11 protein-coding genes are annotated in these 16,872 nt (G+C 70.9%); 8 read left to right on the top strand and 3 right to left on the bottom strand.

Annotated elements, in window-relative coordinates; all coding sequences use genetic code 11:
* Positions 1-17: 17 nt before the first annotated feature.
* Positions 18-1,277: a sulfatase gene (locus tag Q9S36_RS47370; RefSeq protein ID WP_311291693.1), complete on the top strand. Its 1,260-nt coding sequence runs from the start codon at positions 18-20 to the stop codon at positions 1,275-1,277.
* Between the two features lie 6 nt (positions 1,278-1,283).
* On the opposite strand, the gene Q9S36_RS47375 is transcribed toward Q9S36_RS47370, so the two are convergent.
* Complete coding sequence (locus Q9S36_RS47375) at positions 1,284-1,994, bottom strand: helix-turn-helix domain-containing protein (protein WP_311291694.1); 711 nt, start codon at positions 1,992-1,994, stop codon at positions 1,284-1,286.
* Positions 1,995-2,100: 106 nt separating this feature from the next.
* On the opposite strand from Q9S36_RS47375, the gene Q9S36_RS47380 reads away from it, so the two are divergent.
* Complete coding sequence (locus tag Q9S36_RS47380) at positions 2,101-3,291, top strand: acyl-CoA dehydrogenase family protein (protein ID WP_311291695.1); 1,191 nt, start codon at positions 2,101-2,103, stop codon at positions 3,289-3,291.
* Positions 3,292-3,293: 2 nt separating this feature from the next.
* Positions 3,294-3,824, top strand: a complete 531-nt coding sequence (locus Q9S36_RS47385; RefSeq protein WP_311291696.1) for a flavin reductase family protein — start codon at positions 3,294-3,296, stop codon at positions 3,822-3,824.
* A 7-nt stretch (positions 3,825-3,831) separates the two neighbouring features.
* On the opposite strand, the gene Q9S36_RS47390 is transcribed toward Q9S36_RS47385, so the two are convergent.
* Complete coding sequence (locus Q9S36_RS47390) at positions 3,832-5,115, bottom strand: calcium-binding protein (RefSeq protein WP_311291697.1); 1,284 nt, start codon at positions 5,113-5,115, stop codon at positions 3,832-3,834.
* A gap of 316 nt (positions 5,116-5,431) precedes the next feature.
* On the opposite strand from Q9S36_RS47390, the gene Q9S36_RS47395 reads away from it, so the two are divergent.
* Positions 5,432-6,241 carry a hypothetical protein gene (locus tag Q9S36_RS47395; protein WP_311291698.1) on the top strand — a complete coding sequence of 270 codons (810 nt, stop codon included), beginning with the start codon at positions 5,432-5,434 and terminating at the stop codon, positions 6,239-6,241.
* Between the two features lie 160 nt (positions 6,242-6,401).
* Positions 6,402-7,579, top strand: a protein-coding gene (locus Q9S36_RS47400; protein ID WP_311291703.1) for an IS3 family transposase whose coding sequence is annotated in 2 segments (ribosomal slippage) — positions 6,402-6,686 and positions 6,689-7,579 — 1,176 coding nt in all. Because the reading frame shifts where the segments join, the coding sequence is not laid out codon by codon here.
* Positions 7,580-7,735: 156 nt separating this feature from the next.
* Here the strand turns inward: Q9S36_RS47400 and Q9S36_RS47405 are convergent.
* Positions 7,736-10,111 carry an NHL repeat-containing protein gene (locus Q9S36_RS47405; protein WP_311291699.1) on the bottom strand — a complete coding sequence of 792 codons (2,376 nt, stop codon included), beginning with the start codon at positions 10,109-10,111 and terminating at the stop codon, positions 7,736-7,738.
* A gap of 157 nt (positions 10,112-10,268) precedes the next feature.
* Between Q9S36_RS47405 and Q9S36_RS47410 the strand changes: the two genes are divergently transcribed.
* The 3 genes from Q9S36_RS47410 (at position 10,269) to Q9S36_RS47420 (ending at position 16,768) form a co-directional block, all read left to right on the top strand.
* Complete coding sequence (locus Q9S36_RS47410; protein ID WP_311291700.1) at positions 10,269-11,390, top strand: DUF222 domain-containing protein; 1,122 nt, start codon at positions 10,269-10,271, stop codon at positions 11,388-11,390.
* Positions 11,391-11,451: 61 nt separating this feature from the next.
* Positions 11,452-15,981, top strand: coding sequence for an ATP-dependent helicase (locus tag Q9S36_RS47415; protein ID WP_311291701.1), 4,530 nt, complete (start codon positions 11,452-11,454; stop codon positions 15,979-15,981).
* Positions 15,974-16,768, top strand: a complete 795-nt coding sequence (locus Q9S36_RS47420; RefSeq protein ID WP_311291702.1) for a DNA-formamidopyrimidine glycosylase family protein — start codon at positions 15,974-15,976, stop codon at positions 16,766-16,768. The genes Q9S36_RS47415 and Q9S36_RS47420 overlap by 8 nt, the downstream gene beginning before the upstream one ends.
* Positions 16,769-16,872 lie beyond the last annotated feature (104 nt).

A 16,872-nucleotide genomic window follows, 5' to 3' on the forward strand; every position in this document is an offset into this window, starting at 1 on the left:
GTGCGTAGGGTGGGCGCGTGGCCGACAACGTGCTGTGGATCGTCACCGACGACCAGATGCGCTCGACCCTGCGGTCGATGGACCGCACGTGGAGGCGGCTGGTCCGCAAGGGGGTGCACTTCCGTCGCGGCTACAGCGCGATGCCGCTGTGCGGGCCGGCGCGCGCCTCGATCCTCACCAGCCGCTACCCCCACAACCACGGCTGCGACAGCAACATGACCCACCAGCCCTTCGTCGGGCAGGGGCACGACCGGGACACCGCGGCGACCAGGCTGCAGGGCGCCGGCTACAGCACCGGCTACTTCGGGAAGTACATGAACGGCCTCGGCCTGGACCCGACCTACGTCGCCCCCGGCTGGGACCGCTGGGTGGCGCTGCTCGACGGCATGATCGACGACCCACGCGTCAACGTCGACGGCACGGTCCGGCGCGTCGAGTCGCAGCGGGGGTTCGACCAGTTCGCCGGCAAGCGGCTGCGCCGCTTCATCCGTCGCCACCAGGACACCGGGCCGTGGTTCGCGGTGTACTCCCCCACCGCCCCGCACGGCCCCTACACGCCGAGCCCCGAGCACGCCGACGACTTCGACGACGTCGAGTGGGACCCGCCGGCGTTCAACGAGGCCGACATGAGCGACAAGCCCACGTGGCTGCGCGACCTGCCGAAGCAGGAGCGTCGCCGGATGCGCAAGATCTACGAGGGCAAGCTCGAGGAGCTCCAGGACGTCGACGACCAGGTCGGTCGGATCCTCGACGTGCTGCGACGGACCGGCCAGCTCCGCAGGACGTGGATCTTCTTCGTCTCCGACAACGGCTACCTCCTCGGCGAGCACCGGCTGCTCCACAAGTCGCAGCCCTACGAGGAGGCGGCCGGCATCCCCTTCGCCGCGCGCGGACCCGGCGTCGAGCCGCGCACGGTCGACGCGCTGGTCTCCCAGGTCGACCTCATGCCCACCACCCTCGACATCGCCGGCCTGGACCCGGACGACGGACGCGAGCTCGACGGCCGCTCGATGCTCGGCCCTCTCCGGTCCGGCGACTGGTCCAGCTGGCGGCGCCGCCTGATCATCGAGAACACCAACCTCGACTGGGCGCTGCTCCGCGAGGGCTCCCGTGCCTACATCGAGCACGCCGGCACCGGGGAGTGGGAGCTGTACGACCTCGAGCGCGACCCGCACCAGCTCACCAGCCTGCGCGACGTGGATGTCACCGAGCTGTCGCGGAAGACCGCGGAGCTCGCGGGTGCGCAGGGGCGCGCGTTCCGCAGGTTCGAGCAGTAGGAAGTCTCAGCGAGGTGCGGGCCCGGCGACGGGGCGCCCGGCCCGCTCGCGGGTGACCTCGGCCCACGGACTCCACCGGAACCACGTGGGAAGGGCTACGGTCAGGCGGGGTGGCCCGGCGACCTCGATCCGTCCGGCGTCCACCGCCTCGGACCAGCGCTGGTAGCCCTGGAAGACGTCGGCGAAGGCCGCGGTGTCGGCTGAGGCGAGGACGTCGGTCTCGAAGCCCGGGTGCTGGAGGCACACGGAGGCCTGGCCGTGGTCGAGGACCATCCAGATCGTCTGCGGCTCCGGGGCGGTGTGCCGGAACTCGATGACGGTGCGCAGCGGCGGGAACCGGGACGGGTCGACCCTCCGGTGCATCCACCACATCAGCGTGGCAGGCGGCACGTCGTGCGGACGGAAGTCGTCGAAGAGCCACTCCACCGCCCAGCGCCCCAGGCTGTCGATGACGCGCTCGAGGTCCCGCCCGGCCGGCGTGAGGTGGTACTCGCTCCCCCGGCCCGTCGCGGCGGGCCACGTCTCGACGACGCCCGTCTTCTCCAGGTGCCGGAGCCGCTGGACGAGCAGCGAACGGGAGATCCCCGGCATGCCTCTGGCGATGTCGTTGAACCGGGTGTTGCCCAGCACCAGCTCCCGGATGATGAGCGGGTTCCACCGGTCGGCGATGACCTCGCTGGCCATCGCGACCGGACAGTAGCTCCCGTAGTCGGGCATGACTCATCCTCGCAGGGCTCGACGGCGGGTGGTAGTCCAGAACCTGGACCAGTGGGGTCACGATCGTGCACTGGATGCCGCTCGCGGCCACGCCGATGCTCGACGCATGACGACATCCACCCAGCCCCGCGCCGAGAGCGCGCAGTCCGACACCCGTTCCGACCACCACGCCACCGGCACCTCCGGCTCGCTCGTCGAGCGCGCGAGGGCCATCGGCCCACGGCTCGCCCGGCACGCTGCCCGGCACGACGTCGACGGCACGTTCGTCGGCGAGGCCTACGACGCCCTCCGCGACGTCGGCCTGCTCACGGCGGCCGTCCCTGCCGAGCTCGGCGGCGAGGGCGCCACGATCAGCGAGCTCACCGCCCTCCAGCGCGAGCTCGCACACCACTGCGGCGCGACCGCGCTGGCGAGCTCCATGCACCAGCACGTGGTCGCCTTCACGGCGTGGCGCTACCGCCGGGGGATGCCGGGGGCCGAGGCGACCCTGCGCAGGGTCGCCGAGGACGGGCTCCTCCTCGTCTCGACGGGCGGAGGCGACTTCACCCATCCCCGGGGCGAGGCGGTCCCGGCCGAGGGCGGCTATCGGGTCTCGGGCCGCAAGCGGTTCGCCAGCCAGTCGCGTCACGGGTCGGTCATGTCGACGATGTTCGTCCTCGACGATCCCGAGCAGGGTCGCCGGGTGCTCAACATGGCGGTGCCCCTCTCGGCGCCGGGCGTGACGGTGGTCGACACCTGGGACACCCTCGGCATGCGCGGCACGGCCAGCCACGACATCCTCCTCGAGGACGTGTTCGTGCCGGACGACAAGGTGCTCGCGAACCGGCCGTACGGCGTGGTCGACCCGCCACTTCAGGTCATCGCGAGCGTCGCCTTCCCGATCATCTCGGGCGTCTACCTCGGCGTCGCCGAGGCGGCGTACGCGGAAGCGCTGGCGTCCGCCGCGGCCCGGGCCGACGACCCGCTCGTGCAGCGCACCGTCGGGGTGATGCGGCACAGGCTGCAGGTGGCGGAGTGGGCGCTGGACGGAGCGCTCGCTGCCGTCGGCGACGACCCGACGCCGTCGCACGAGCGGTTCCTCGCGGTGATGACCGCGAAGGCCGAGGTCGCCCAGGCGGGCGTCGAGGTCGTCGACCTGGCGATGGACGTCGCGGGTGGCCAGGCCTTCTTCAAGGGGTCGGTCATCGAGCGCGCCTACCGGGACGTCCGGGCCGCGAAGTTCCACCCGCTGACGCCCGAGGCCACGCTCGTGGAGTCGGGACGCCAGGCGCTCGGCGTGCCCGGCCTGCTCCAGTAGGGATGGGACAGGTCGTGGACGGCACGCCGACCCTGGAGCCGTTGCACCTGCGGCACTGCCTGTCGCGGTTCGCCACGGGTGTGTCGGTGGTGAGCTACCGAGGCGAGGGAGTCACGCGCGGGGTGACCGTGAGCTCGTTCACGTCCGTCTCGCTCGACCCGCCGCTGGTGCTGGTGTCCGTGGCCCGCTCGGCGAGCGCTGCCGGCCACCTCGGGCGCGTGCCGTTCACCGTCAACGTCCTCGACGCCACGCAGCTGGACCTCGCACTCCACTTCGCCGGCCGGCGGCGTGCGCCTTCGGGGGTCGGCTGGCAGTCGACGGGCGACCACCTGGCGCCGACCCTCGACGGTGCGCTCGCGTCGTACCGCTGCGAGGCGTGGCAGTCGTACGACGGCGGCGACCACCGGCTGCACCTCGGACGTGTCGTGAAGGTCGCCGTTCGCGCTGACGGCGAGCCTCTGCTGTTCGACCGAGGACGATTCTGGGGCGGACCGGGCGTCGAGCTCGACTCCGAAGCCGTCAGCGCCGCCTGACCGCGGGTCAGCGACGTACCTCGCACTGCCGTCGTTCCTCGCCGCTGATGCACCGGTCCCTGCCCGCACCACCGACGAGCTGGTCGCGACCCGGGCCACCGTCGAGGAGGTCGCCGCGTGAGCCGCCCACCAGGATGTCGGCCCCGCGCCGGCCGTACGCCCTCACCTGCATCCCGTTGGTCACGGACAGGCGGTCGCGCTTCGAGCCGCCCACGTAGGTCAGGCGACCGGGACGCCCGGAGAACCTGAGGTCCTCGACGCCCTCGTAGCGCGCCCGCTTCGCTCCGCCGACCGTCACGCGCTTGCGCGGCACGTCGACGACGTACCTCGAGCCCCGCGGGAACTCGGACTTCGGCGCCCGCATCCGCACGATGTCACGTCGGCCGCTGCCGGCATCCACCTCGATCCGCGTCCTGCGGATGAGGTCCGCCTCGATCTCGTCGTCGCCCCGTCCGCCGTGGACGTCGGCACCGTGGCGCGACACGAGGTAGTCGTCACCGTTCCCACCACCGATGGCGCTGCGCCGCCCGCTCGCCTCGGCGAAGTCCTGGCCGTCGTCGCCGTAGAACCGGTCGCGCCCCGTGTCCGGCGAGAACACGGCGTCGTCGCCGTCGCCGGCGCGCACCACGTCGTCCCCCCGCCCGGGCTCCAGCACGTCGTCACCGCCGAGCCCTCGGATCCGGTCGTCGCCGCGGCCGCCCTCGATGCGGTCCGGGACGTTCGCACCCGTCAGCACGTCGTCGTACGCCGAGCCCACGATCCCGCCCGAGAAGGCCGGCACCGCGATGGTGTCGGTGCCCTCCCCTGACGCCCTCCCGGCCGCGAGGTCCACGGTGACCGGGCCGCGCGCGTCCTGGAAGACGACCTTGTCGTAGCGGGCCGGCTGGTCCACCTCGTCGACCGTCGCCGATGCCGGGTCGTCGCCGAGGTCGACGTGGTCGTTGCCCGGACCTGGTATGACGATGTCGCCGGAGTAGCCGTCGTCGGGGACGTAGAAGTCGTCGAGGCCGCCGAACAGCCGGTCGTCGCCCGGCCCGCCGACCAGCGTGTCCGCGTTGCCGAGCCCGCAGATGGTGTCGTTGCCGGCACCCCCGTCGACCCTGTCCTGGGCGAAGCTGCCGAGGATGACGTCGTCACCGGGCGTGCCGGTGGTCGCCTCGCCGGGGACGACGACGATCGTGGGCACCTTCCCGTCGCAGGTCGTCTCGGCCGCGGCGGGACCGGCGGTCAGGCCCACGACGCCGAACGGCGCCAGGGCGATCAACGAGACAGTGATGGACGTGCGTCGCATGGCTCTCCTCCGAGTGGGTCGGGGTCCCTCTGGGGGTCTTCCGAGTGTGACGCGTCGACCTGCCGAGGAGTTGTGGGGCGGCTCGTCCCAGGTTCCGCCGGCGGGCGGGACGAGGCACGTCACAGCATGACTCGATGTGCCGAAGCACGCCGGCACGGGGCGCAATGTCGCGCCCCGGACGGAAGTGACGCAGCCTCTGGTCACGGACAGAGATTGGGGCGTCGCCATATCAGTTACGTGACGCGGGAGGTCCTTGACGCCAGTGAGGCGCGGGGAGCACCTTTGATTTCAAAACGGGACACCCTCGGGGGCAGCCATGAACTTCATGCAAACCAAGCCGGGCAAGGTTCTGCTTATTTGGGTGCTGGCTCTCCTGGCTGCAGTCGTCTGCTTCGGGCTCCTCGAGTCTTCTGGAGTGATCGATAACGGCGTGGTGCAACTGGGAGGCGCCTTCGCTGGGTTCATCGCGACCCTCTACGTCCTGAACCGAGTTTGGGGCGAGGACGACCTTGAAGCCCGAGCCACAAGCATCGGGAGCCCCTTCCTGTACGACGAGGTTGTGAAGGCGCTGGACCTGCGGAACGGCCCACCTGACGCGCCGGATCAGTTGGTCCCTCTCACGGACTACTACCGAGTGAAGAAGCTAGGTCAGAAGAGTGAGCTGACCATGCACTACGCCACCACTTCTGAGATGAGTTGGCATGGGAGCTCGACTCACCCCGCTGCGAAGTGGGAGGAGCGCCCGCAGGTCTCCCACACCGGGATTGATGGCCAGGTTCTCAGGAACGAGTACCTAGTCACGGTGAATCTGGGCGAACTGGCCCGGGGTGAAGCGACACCGGTCATAAACAACGTGACGTACCTGAACGCGTTCAAGGGAGTCGACTCGGAATGGTTAGAGACCCATATGGAGAAACCCACCGGGCGACTAACGATGCTCATTCTCGCTCCAAGCGACTGGGAGTTTGTTTCAGCAACTGGTCACAAACGAATCGAACGAGACGATCCGGAGCTGAGTGATCAACAGCCTGCAGTGATAAGCGACGGTAGCGTCGTCTATTGGTCCGTCCATGAGCCGCAACAATCGGTTCGATATGGACTTAGGTGGACGTGGAGGCGTCGATAAGCGATGTGTGACGCATGAGCACGAGCAGCTCACGTCGGTGTACGACTATTAAGCAACGTGCTAGGCCCGCGTCTCTGTCGCGGCGAAAAGAGGGTCTGCTGCACGGATAGGTGACATCTGATCTGCGTCGATGTGAGTCGGCGCTGGAAGGATGTGCACCATGCCCAAGGCGTTTCCCAAAGAGTTCCGCGAGGACGTGATCCGGGTCTACCGGGACTCAGATGCCTCGATGGCCCAGGTCGCGAAGGACTTCGGCATCTCGCCGTCGTGTCTGAAGCGGTGGCTTGCGATCGACGAACGGAACTCGTCCAGGTCATCGGGTGGCTCGACGCCGGCGATTGAGTCCGATGCACTTCGTGAGGCGAACAAGCGGATCAAGCTCCTCGAGCAGGAGAACGAGGTCCTGCGCCGTGCCGCGGCCTACCTCTCGCAGGCGAACCTGCCGGGAAAATGATGTACCCGCTCGTCCGCGAGCTGGCCGCCAAGGACGCCCCGTTGCGGATGCCTGTGGCGGTGACGTGCCGGGTGCTCAAGATCACTCGCCAGCCCTACTACCGCTGGCTGAAGTGCCCGGTCACCAATGCCGAGCTGACCGAGGCCTATCGCGCGAACGCGCTGTTCGACGCCCACCAGGACGACCCCGAGTTCGGCTACCGGTTCCTCCTCGATGAAGCCCGCGACGCCGGCCAGCCAATGGCCGAGCGGACAGCCTGGAAGATCTGCTCGCAACTGGGCTGGTGGTCGGCGTTCGGGAAGAAACGCGGCCGCAACGGCAAGAAGGCAGGCCCGCCGGTCCATGACGACCTGGTGATGCGGGACTTCACCGCCGACGCGCCGAATGAGCTCTGGCTGGCCGACATCACCGAGCACTGGACCCGGGAAGGCAAGCTCTACCTCTGCGCGGTCAAGGACGTCTACTCCAACCGGATCGTCGGCTACTCCATCGACTCACGGATGAAGTCCCGGATCGCGGTCGCCGCGCTCGACAACGCCGTCGCCCGGCGCGGTGGTGTGGCCGGCTGCGTGCTGCACACCGACCGCGGGTCCCAGTTCAGGTCCAGAAAACTCGTCCACCAGCTCAACCGCCACCAGATCGTCGGCTCGATGGGACGTGTCGGCGCCGCCGGCGACAACGCCGCCATGGAGTCCTTCTTCAGCCTGCTGCAGAAGAACGTCCTCAACCGCCGGACCTGGAACACCGGCGAGGAGCTACGAATCGCGATCGTCACCTGGATCGAACGGACCTACCACCGCCGACGTCGGCAGGCCGCTCTCGGCCGATTGACCCCGGTCGAATACGAATTGATCATGACGACAACCGCCACCCGGGCGGCCTAACCCCGACTGTCACCCGTTCGTGCAGCAGACCCAGACGCATGTTCAACGGTCCCGATTGAAGATCCCGTTGTCGCGCACTCCGCGACCCGATGGCACTCCATCCTTTCCGGGAGCTGGGTTTCGGCTGTTGGCGCACCGACACCGGCCCGCGTCACCTCACGGCAGTGGCACCGAGATGACCTTCTGCCCCGCGTAGTCGAGCAGGAGTAGGCGCCCGCTGGCGACCTCAAGATCCGTTGGTTGTAATGCGTAGCTGGGACCGCGACCCAATGCCCAGATCGAGCGTTCCTGGCTCATTAGGCTCGAGGCGAGCTTGACAAGCTGACTCCCGGCCCGGTCGGCCACCCAAAGGTCCCCCTTGGGGTCGAATGCGACGCTGTATGGCTGGTAGAGCCCGACGGCCGAGGGCTCCCCGAGCTCCCTTGTCGGCGCAGTCTCACCAAGGTAGGCGCCGTCCGACAGCCTTAACAGCACGACGCTCGCATCACCCCGGTCGGCGACGGCCACCACGCCGGACGACGACACGGTGATCCCGCGCGGTATCTCCAGGTGTCCAGGAGAACCTGCTGGCGGACCGGGTATCACTCGCAGAAGGGATCCACTCGCGCTGAAGACCTGTAGACGCTTATTGCCCGCGTCGCACACCACCACCTCGCCGCTCGGTGTCACGGCGAGCCCCGACGGTTGATCGAACTCTCCGGGCGCCGCACCTGAGGTGCCCCACGAGGCCAGCATGGTCCCATCGGGCGCGAAGTGGACGACCTTGTCGCCATCGAAATCAGAAACATACATGTCCCCGGTCGGTCCGAGAGCGACATTGGTCGGGGTCGTCAACGGACCGCCCTCACCGCCGACCTCGACGGGCGGTCCCCCACCGACCGGGTATCGCACCACAGTCTGGGCTTCGGGATCGGCCACCGCCACGGAGCCGTCCGGAGCGACGGCGAAATCGGTAGCACCGACGAATGCTCCGTCACCCGGCGGCGCGACCAGTGTCGGTTCGACCGCGTACGTCGTATGGTGGACGGTCTCCGCGCAAGGCCTACGCACCCCGTCGGCGCCGCGAAGCAGTGTTCGCGCCAGCGTCTTGGAGTACAAGCCCCCTGACTTTGTCGAGCGCAACTTAGCCAGCTGCTCGCCGAACATATCGACATTTAGTTGAGGGTCGTCACAGGCACCGACCAGCCCATCGGCAGCCCCGCCGAGCCAAGCCTCGAGCGTGGACGCAACACCGTGACCCGACCACGCAGATGCCGGGTCGCTTCCGGCGCCGCGCAGCACAGAACCCGACGAATGCGGCAGCCGAGAGGTGCTCGCGAAGATCTTAGAGAGAGTCGCCGGGAGCTTTCGGGCGGACAAGTCGCGCGCAGCTCGTCTCACCGCAGCCTTCAGTGGCAGTCGCGCCCTCGCCACGGTCGTTCTTACCGACCTCGGCACGGTCTCCAAGTCCCGCAGCCGACGCAGCCACCGGCGGCGCTGGTCCAGCGAGAAGCGCATGTTCAGGGTCGAGTGGCTTGCAACCTTCGCCAACTTCGAAGCGACCGGTCGCCGCCGCTCCGACACCTCGGCATACCTGCCCACATAAGTTAGGAGAGCAGTGCGATGCATAGAGACGACCTCTTCACGGGCCTGCCCAGTCAGTCGACGGAAGGCATTGCCTTCGCGGTTAGCCGCGATGCCCGCGGCCAGCCCGAGCCAGGCCATCTCGCGCGTGTCGCGCAGCCAACGATGAAATAGCCTGTTGGCAAGCGAGCACCGGCGCATCGCCTCGCGGCCGCCGCTGGCGCACGAGAAGAGGCGCACCCTGCCGGGGTCGAAGCGTCTGGCCGAGAATCCTGACTCCACCATCTCGCGGAAGGCGGGATCGGGCGGGTCCAGCAGGCTGGCGGCCCCACTTCCCGCGCTGCCGATCAACAACCCCTTGCACAACTCGATCGCCGCTGGCTGCCGCGCGGCCGCAGCGATCGCGCAGGCGATGGCCGAACCGGCCGCCCCGCCCTTGGCGGCTGCCTCCAGATCATCACGCTGGCTGTCGTTGACGATTGAGTCCTTCGGCTTCACCGGAGGTTCAATGCTGACGACCTCAGTAAGCGGCGGGATGGTGACCGTCATCTCGCGCCACGCCTGCGCGCCGGGGCTCTGAAGCCCCTGGCACTGCGTGCCCCCCTCGGCAGTGACGAACAGCGGAACGGTGCTCTTGGCGAACCATGCCCCGACTACCACGGTTCCTGGCTCCGGCACCGCGATCAGACTGCCGCTCAGTCGGTTTCTCGGGACGCTGTCGGATAGGCCGTTCGGGACTGGCACGGCATAAGGGCTGCGCGTGATCTCTGCGAACACGTCGAGGCGATCACAGCCGCGGCCGGTGAACGTAAATTCTACGTACGCATTGGAGTTGCCGGGGCTCGACTTGATCCCGCCCTGCACCGAGACCCGAAGCTTGGCAAGGCCGGACCCCGCGTGCGCGGATGCAGGCAGACCCGAAACGACGAGCACCGTCAGCAATACGACCAGCAACAACTTCCTGCGCATGATGAGTGCTCCGATCACTCACTGCGGCCGGGGTCTGCCGCCACTAGGAGTGTGCGCCCCATTCAGTGTCACGGTCAATGAGACAACGCGGACCCATCAACTATGGAAGACGGCCTTCATCCCCCACTCCTGGGGCGACAGGCTGATCACCTGGAGGATGACCTCCGGTTCGCCGGTGGTCGCGGCTCGGTTGCATGTCCTGGCTGCGGCCGAGAAGGCAAGGACGGCCACCCGCAGTGGCGCCGCCAGCACCGCCGCGTGGGCGGCGACGCTGACGCAGTCGGACCCGCAGGCGGCAAACCGCGACGTAAGGCTCGCCACCGAGGTGGAGCGCTCCCCCGTTGTGCGGCAGTCGCTCCGAGCGGGTGACATCTCCCCCGCCCACGCCGCGGTCATCGTCGACGCCGACCGCAGACTCCCCACGACCGTGACGCCCGCCCAGCGCGAGGTCGTGCAGCAGGCGCTGGTCGCGAAGGCGCAGACCCTGTCGCCGAGCCGGCTCCGAAAGGTCGCCCGCCGCGCGCTCGCCGCGATCGAGCCCGACGAGCAGGTCGTCGACGCCCACGAGGACGCGCTCCTGCACGACGAGGAGACCAGCGCCCTCGCGCGGGCGTCGCTGACCTTCCACGACAACCACGACGGCACGGTCACCGGCCGGTTCACGATCCCGGTCATGCAGGGTCACCTGCTCCGCAGGGTCATCGAAGCGATGACGGCTCCGCGGCGGGGCCGGCTGGGTGCGTCGAAGGCGCAGACCGGCACGCCTGTCCAGACAGACTGGGACCACGCTCGCGGCGCCGCCTTCGTCGAGCTCATCGAGCACCTGCCGACCGACCACCTGCACCCGGCCACCGCCGCCACGATCCTGGTCACCCTCGACGAGGCGGTCCTGCGCGGGCAGCTGAAGGCCGCCGGGCTCGACACCGGCGACAAGATCTCGGCGGGCCAGGCCCGCCGCCTCGCCTGCAACGCCGGGCTGGTGCCGGTCGTGCTCGACAAGGCGTCGGTGCCGGTCGACCTCGGCCGCCGGTCCCGGCTCTTCACCGACACCCAGCGCACCGCCCTCGCCACCGGCCACGAGACCTGCGCCGCCGACGGGTGCGAGCGTCCCTATGCCTGGTGCGAGCTCCACCACTGGGACCCGTGGCAGCGCGGCGGCCGCAGCGACCTGCGCAACGCCGTGCCGATGTGCCACTTCCACCACCGACGGGTGCACGACACGGGCTTCGTCCATGCCCGACTGCCCGACGGCAGCGTCCGCTTCAGCAGGCGGACGTGAGGGCTGCCGTCCGCCCGCAGGGGCGGGGCCGGTGTCGTACCCCGATGACAGACTGCAGGGCATGACCGCCCTCGACCGCATCAGCGCGCCCACGCGTGCGTGGTTCGAGGCGTCCTTCGCGAGCCCCACGCCGGCACAGGAGGGCGCGTGGGAGTCCATCGCCGCCGGCAGGCACGCCCTCGTCGTGGCGCCGACCGGCAGCGGCAAGACGCTCAGCGCCTTCCTTCACGCCATCGACCGGCTGCTCAGCAGCGAGCGCCCCGACGACAAGTCGAAGCGCACCCGCGTCCTCTACATCTCCCCGCTCAAGGCGCTCGGCGTCGACGTCGAGCGCAACCTCCGCGCCCCGCTCACCGGCATCCGCAACACCGCCGAGCGGCTCGAGACCACCGTCCCCGACGTCACCGTGGGGCTGCGGTCCGGCGACACCAGCCCGGCCGACCGGCGCAAGCTCGGCACCACGCCGCCCGACATCCTCATCACCACGCCAGAGTCGCTCTTCCTCATGCTGACCAGCCAGGCGCGCGAGACCCTGCGCGGGGTCGACACGGTGATCATCGACGAGGTGCACGCCGTCGCCGGCACCAAGCGCGGCGCCCACCTCGGCCTCAGCCTCGAGCGGCTCGACGCCCTGCTCGAGAAGCCGGCCCAGCGCATCGGGCTCAGCGCCACCGTCCGACCGCTCGACGAGGTAGCCCGCTTCCTCGGCGGCACGCAGCCGGTCGAGATCGTCGCCCCGCCCAGCACCAAGGAGTGGGACCTCCGCGTCGTCGTGCCCGTCGAGGACATGACCATGCCCGAGGAGTACGACGAGGACTCCGGCGACCCCGGCCGGTCGACCAGCATCTGGCCCCACGTCGAGGAGCACGTGGTCGACCTCGTCGAGCAGCACCGCTCGACCATCGTCTTCGCCAACTCCCGCCGGCTGGCCGAGCGGCTCACCGCGCGGCTCAACGAGATCGCCACCGAGCGCGCCGAGCAGGCGGGCGAGGACGACACCGCGGGCAGGACGCCGGGCAAGCCGCCCGCCCAGGTGATGGCCCAGTCCGGCCAGAGCAGCGGCGCGGCGACCATCATCGCCAAGGCCCACCACGGCTCGGTCTCCAAGGAGCAGCGCGCCGTCATCGAGGACGACCTCAAGCGCGGGCGGCTCCCCTGCGTGGTCGCCACCAGCAGCCTCGAGCTCGGCATCGACATGGGTTCGGTCGACCTCGTCATCCAGATCGAGTCGCCACCGAGCGTCGCCAGCGCCCTCCAGCGCGTCGGCCGCGCCGGCCACCAAGTCGGCGAGACCAGTCGCGGCGTGCTGTTCCCCAAGCACCGCGGCGATCTCGCGCAGACCGCGGTCGCGGTCGAGCGGATGCGCAGCGGCGCCATCGAGAAGATGTCCGTCCCGGCCAACCCGCTCGACGTCCTCGCCCAGCAGGTGGTGGCCGCGCTCGCGATGGAGGAGTGGCAGGTCGACGAGCTGTTCGCGCTCGTGCAGCGCGCGGCGTCGTACTCCGGCCTCCCCCGCGCCGCCTTCGACGCCACCCTCGACCTGCTGAGCGGGCGCTACCCCAGCGACGAGTTCGCCGAGCTGCGCCCGCGCATCGTGTGGGACCGCGTCACCGGCACCCTCAGCGGCCGGCCCGGCGCCCAGCGCCTCGCAGTGACCAGCGGCGGCACGATCCCCGACCGCGGGCTGTTCGGCGTCTTCCTCGTCGGTGAGAAGGCGAGCCGGGTGGGCGAGCTCGACGAGGAGATGGTCTACGAGTCCCGGGTGGGCGACATCTTCGCGCTGGGCGCGACCAGCTGGCGGATCGAGGACATCACCCACGACCGGGTGCTCGTCACGCCGGCGCCGGGCATCCCCGGGAGACTGCCCTTCTGGAAGGGCGACGCCCTGGGCCGCCCCGCCGAGCTCGGCGCCGCCGTCGGCGCCTTCACCCGCGAGCTGGCCAGCGCGCCGCCCCAGAAGGCGATCGCCCAGGTGAAGGAGCGCGGCCTCGACGACTACGCCGCCACCAACCTCGTGACCTACCTCGGCGAGCAGCGCGAGGCAACCCAGGTCGTCCCGAGCGACACCCAGGTCGTCGTCGAGCGCTTCCGCGACGAGCTCGGCGACTGGCGCCTGGTCGTCCACTCCCCCTACGGCACGCCGGTGCACGCGCCGTGGGCGCTGGCGATCAACGCCCGGCTCCGCGAGCGCTTCGACGTCGACGGCCAGGCCGTGGCCTCCGACGACGGCATCGTGATCCGCATCCCCGACACCGACGCCGAGCCGCCGACCGGCGACGTGATCGTCTTCGAGCCCGAGGAGATCGAGCAGCTCGTCACCCAGGAGGTGGGCGGCTCCGCGCTGTTCGCCAGCCGCTTCCGCGAGTGCGCCGCCCGCGCGCTGCTGCTGCCGCGCCGCGACCCCGGCCGCCGCAGCCCGCTGTGGCAGCAGCGCCAACGCAGCGCGCAGCTGCTCGAGGTCGCCTCCCAGTACCCGTCCTTCCCGATCGTCCTCGAAGCCGTCCGCGAGTGCCTCCAGGACGTGTACGACCTCCCCGCGCTCGTCACGCTCCTCGGCCGGGTCCAGCGCCGCGAGGTCGCAGTGGTCGACGTCGCCACCACCTCCCCCAGCCCGTTCGCCCGCAGCCTGCTCTTCGGCTACGTCGCCCAGTTCGTCTACGAGGGCGACTCCCCCATCGCCGAGCGGCGCGCCGCGGCGCTCTCGCTCGACCAGGGCCTGCTCGCCGAGCTCCTCGGCCGCGCGGAGCTGCGTGAGCTGCTCGACCCCGAGGTGCTGGCCGAGGTCGAGGCCGAGCTGCAGTGGCTCGCCCCGGACCGCAAGGCGCGCGACGCCGAGGCGGTCGCCGACCTGCTCCGGCTGGTCGGACCGCTGTCCGTCGAGGAGATCCGCGCGCGCAGCGTCGAGGGCGCCGACGTCGAGGGCTGGTTGGGCCTGCTCGACCGGCGTGCCCTCCAGGTGCGCATGGCCGGCGAGGACCGCTGGACCGCCATCGAGGACATCGGCCGCCTGCGCGACGGTCTCGGCGTGCCCGTCCCCGTCGGCACGCCCGACGCCTTCCTCGAGCTCCCCGAGGACCCGCTCGCCGACCTCGTCTCCCGCTACGCCCGCAGCCACGGCCCGTTCACCACTGCCGAGGTGGCCCACCGCCTCGGGCTGGGCGAGGCCGTGGCCCGCCAGACCCTCCAGCGCCTCGCCCACCGCGGGCGGGTGCTCGACGGCGAGTTCCGGCCGTCGGGGGCCGGCAGCGAGTGGTGCGACGCCGAGGTGCTGCGCAAGCTGCGCCGCCGCTCCCTCGCACGGCTGCGCCAGGAGATCGAGCCCGTCGACCAGGCTGCGGTCGCCCGCTTCCTCCCCGCGTGGCAGCGGGTCGGCGGCAACCTGCGCGGGCTCGACGGCGTCATCGCCGCCATCGACCAGCTCGCCGGCTGCCCGGTGCCGGCCAGCGCGCTCGAGCCGCTGGTCCTCGCCGCGCGCGTGCGCGACTACGAGCCCTCCATGCTCGACGAGCTCACCGCCTCCGGCGAGGTCATCTGGACCGGCCACTCGCCCCTGCCCGGCAGCGACGGCTGGGTCAGCCTGCACCTCGCCGACCAGGCCCACCTCACCCTGCCCGAGGTCGAGGCCGACGAGCCCACCGGCGTGCAGCGGGCCGTCCTCGACCTCCTCGACGGCGGCGGGGCGTGGTTCTTCCGCCAGCTCGCCGACCGGGTGGGCTCGACGAGCGACGCCGAGCTGTCCGCCGCGCTGTGGGAGCTGGTCTGGCAGGGCCGCGTCACCAACGACACCCTCGCCCCGCTGCGTGCCCTCGTCCGCAGCGGCACGCCCTCCCACCGCACCCGTCGTACGCCGCCCCGGCTGGGGCGCACGACTGGCGGCCGGATGCCCGTCCGGACCGGCCCGCCCGAGACCGCGGGCCGCTGGGCGCTGCTCCCCGAGCGCGACGGCGACCCGACCCGCCGTGCCCACGCCCGCGCCGAGCACCTGCTCGAGCGCCACGGCGTGGTGACCCGCGGCGCGGTCGTCAGCGAGCGCGTCGCAGGCGGCTTCGCCGGCGTCTACAAGGTGCTGAGCGCCTTCGAGGACACCGGCCGCTGCCGTCGCGGCTACTTCATCGAGGGTCTCGGCGCGGCCCAGTTCGGCAGCGCCGGGGCGATCGACCGGCTGCGCACCTTCGCCGAGCCCGACAGCACCAAGGCGGGCGCCAAGCCCGCCGTGGTCGCGCTGGCCGCGACCGACCCGGCCAACCCGTTCGGTGCCGCCCTCCCCTGGCCCGAGGCCATCGGGGAGGCGGGCGGGCACCGACCCGGCCGCAAGGCCGGCGCCCTGGTCGTGGTGGTCGACGGCGCCCTCACCGTCTACGTCGAGCGGGGCGGTCGCACCCTCCTGACGTGGAGCGAGGAGCCCGACGACCTCACCCCCGCGATGGAGGCGCTGGCCGAGGCCGCCCGCCGGGGAGCCCTCGGCCGCCTGACGGTCGAGAAGGCCGACGGCCAGGCGCTGATCGGCGGGGGCGGGGACACCCCGATCAGGCAGGCGCTCTCCGCCGCCGGCTTCGTGGCGACCCCCAAGGGGCTGAGGCTGCGTGCCTGAGGGCGACACCGTCTACCGCGCCGCGGCGAAGCTCGACCGCGCCCTGAGCGGCCGCCGGCTGCTGGTGAGCGACTTCCGGGTCCCGGCCTACGCCACCCTGGACCTCACCGGCGCAACCGTGCGGCACAGCTTCTCCCGCGGCAAGCACCTGATCACCCGCATCGACCACGAGCGCGACTGGTCGCTGCACACCCACCTCAAGATGGAGGGGTCCTGGCACGTCTACCCGTCCGGGGAGAAGTGGCGGCGCCCCGCGGACCAGGCACGCGTCGTGCTCGGCGTCGAGGGCCGATCGGCGGTCGGCTTCTCGCTCGGCATCGTCGAGGTGGTGCCGCGCCACGAGGAGCACGCCCTCACCGCCCACCTCGGCCCCGACCTCCTCGGACCCGACTGGGACGAGGACGAGGCGCTGAGCCGGTTGCGCAGCCAGCCCGACCGGCCGATCGGCGAGGCCCTGCTCGACCAGCGCAACCTGGCCGGCGTCGGCAACATGTACATGGCCGAGCTCTGCTTCACCAGCGGCATCCACCCGACGACACCGGTGTCCGAGGTGGGCGACCGGCTCGCCCGCCTGGTCCGGCGGGCCCACCAGATGCTCGCGGTCAACAAGGAGCGTGCGATCCAGTCCACCACCGGCAACCTGCGCGAGCGCGAGCGCATGTGGGTCTACCGCCGCGACAAGTCTCCGTGCCGCAGGTGCCGCACCCCGATCGCGGTCGCGATGGTGGGCGAGCCCGGGCGGGAGCGGGCGGCGTACTGGTGCCCTAGCTGCCAGCCGGAGCGCTGACGCAGGCGCCGGGTCAGGCGGCGGAGGCGACCACGTCGCCGGCCGGGCGCGCCGCGGTGATGGTGGTGTCGACCATGCCGATCGCGACCTCCTCGAGCGCGACC

This window comes from Microbacterium sp. ARD31 (genome assembly GCF_031844425.1).

Excerpts from the sequence above, each read along its gene's own strand:
- Q9S36_RS47375 (WP_311291694.1), bottom strand. The coding sequence starts at position 1,994 with ATGCCCGACTACGGGAGCTACTGTCCGGTCGCGATGGCCAGCGAGGTC.
- Q9S36_RS47380 (WP_311291695.1), top strand. The coding sequence starts at position 2,101 with ATGACGACATCCACCCAGCCCCGCGCCGAGAGCGCGCAGTCCGACACC.
- Q9S36_RS47385 (WP_311291696.1), top strand. The coding sequence starts at position 3,294 with ATGGGACAGGTCGTGGACGGCACGCCGACCCTGGAGCCGTTGCACCTG.
- Q9S36_RS47390 (WP_311291697.1), bottom strand. The coding sequence starts at position 5,115 with ATGCGACGCACGTCCATCACTGTCTCGTTGATCGCCCTGGCGCCGTTC.
- Q9S36_RS47395 (WP_311291698.1), top strand. The coding sequence starts at position 5,432 with ATGAACTTCATGCAAACCAAGCCGGGCAAGGTTCTGCTTATTTGGGTG.
- Q9S36_RS47405 (WP_311291699.1), bottom strand. The coding sequence starts at position 10,111 with ATGCGCAGGAAGTTGTTGCTGGTCGTATTGCTGACGGTGCTCGTCGTT.
- Q9S36_RS47410 (WP_311291700.1), top strand. The coding sequence starts at position 10,269 with ATGACCTCCGGTTCGCCGGTGGTCGCGGCTCGGTTGCATGTCCTGGCT.
- Q9S36_RS47415 (WP_311291701.1), top strand. The coding sequence starts at position 11,452 with ATGACCGCCCTCGACCGCATCAGCGCGCCCACGCGTGCGTGGTTCGAG.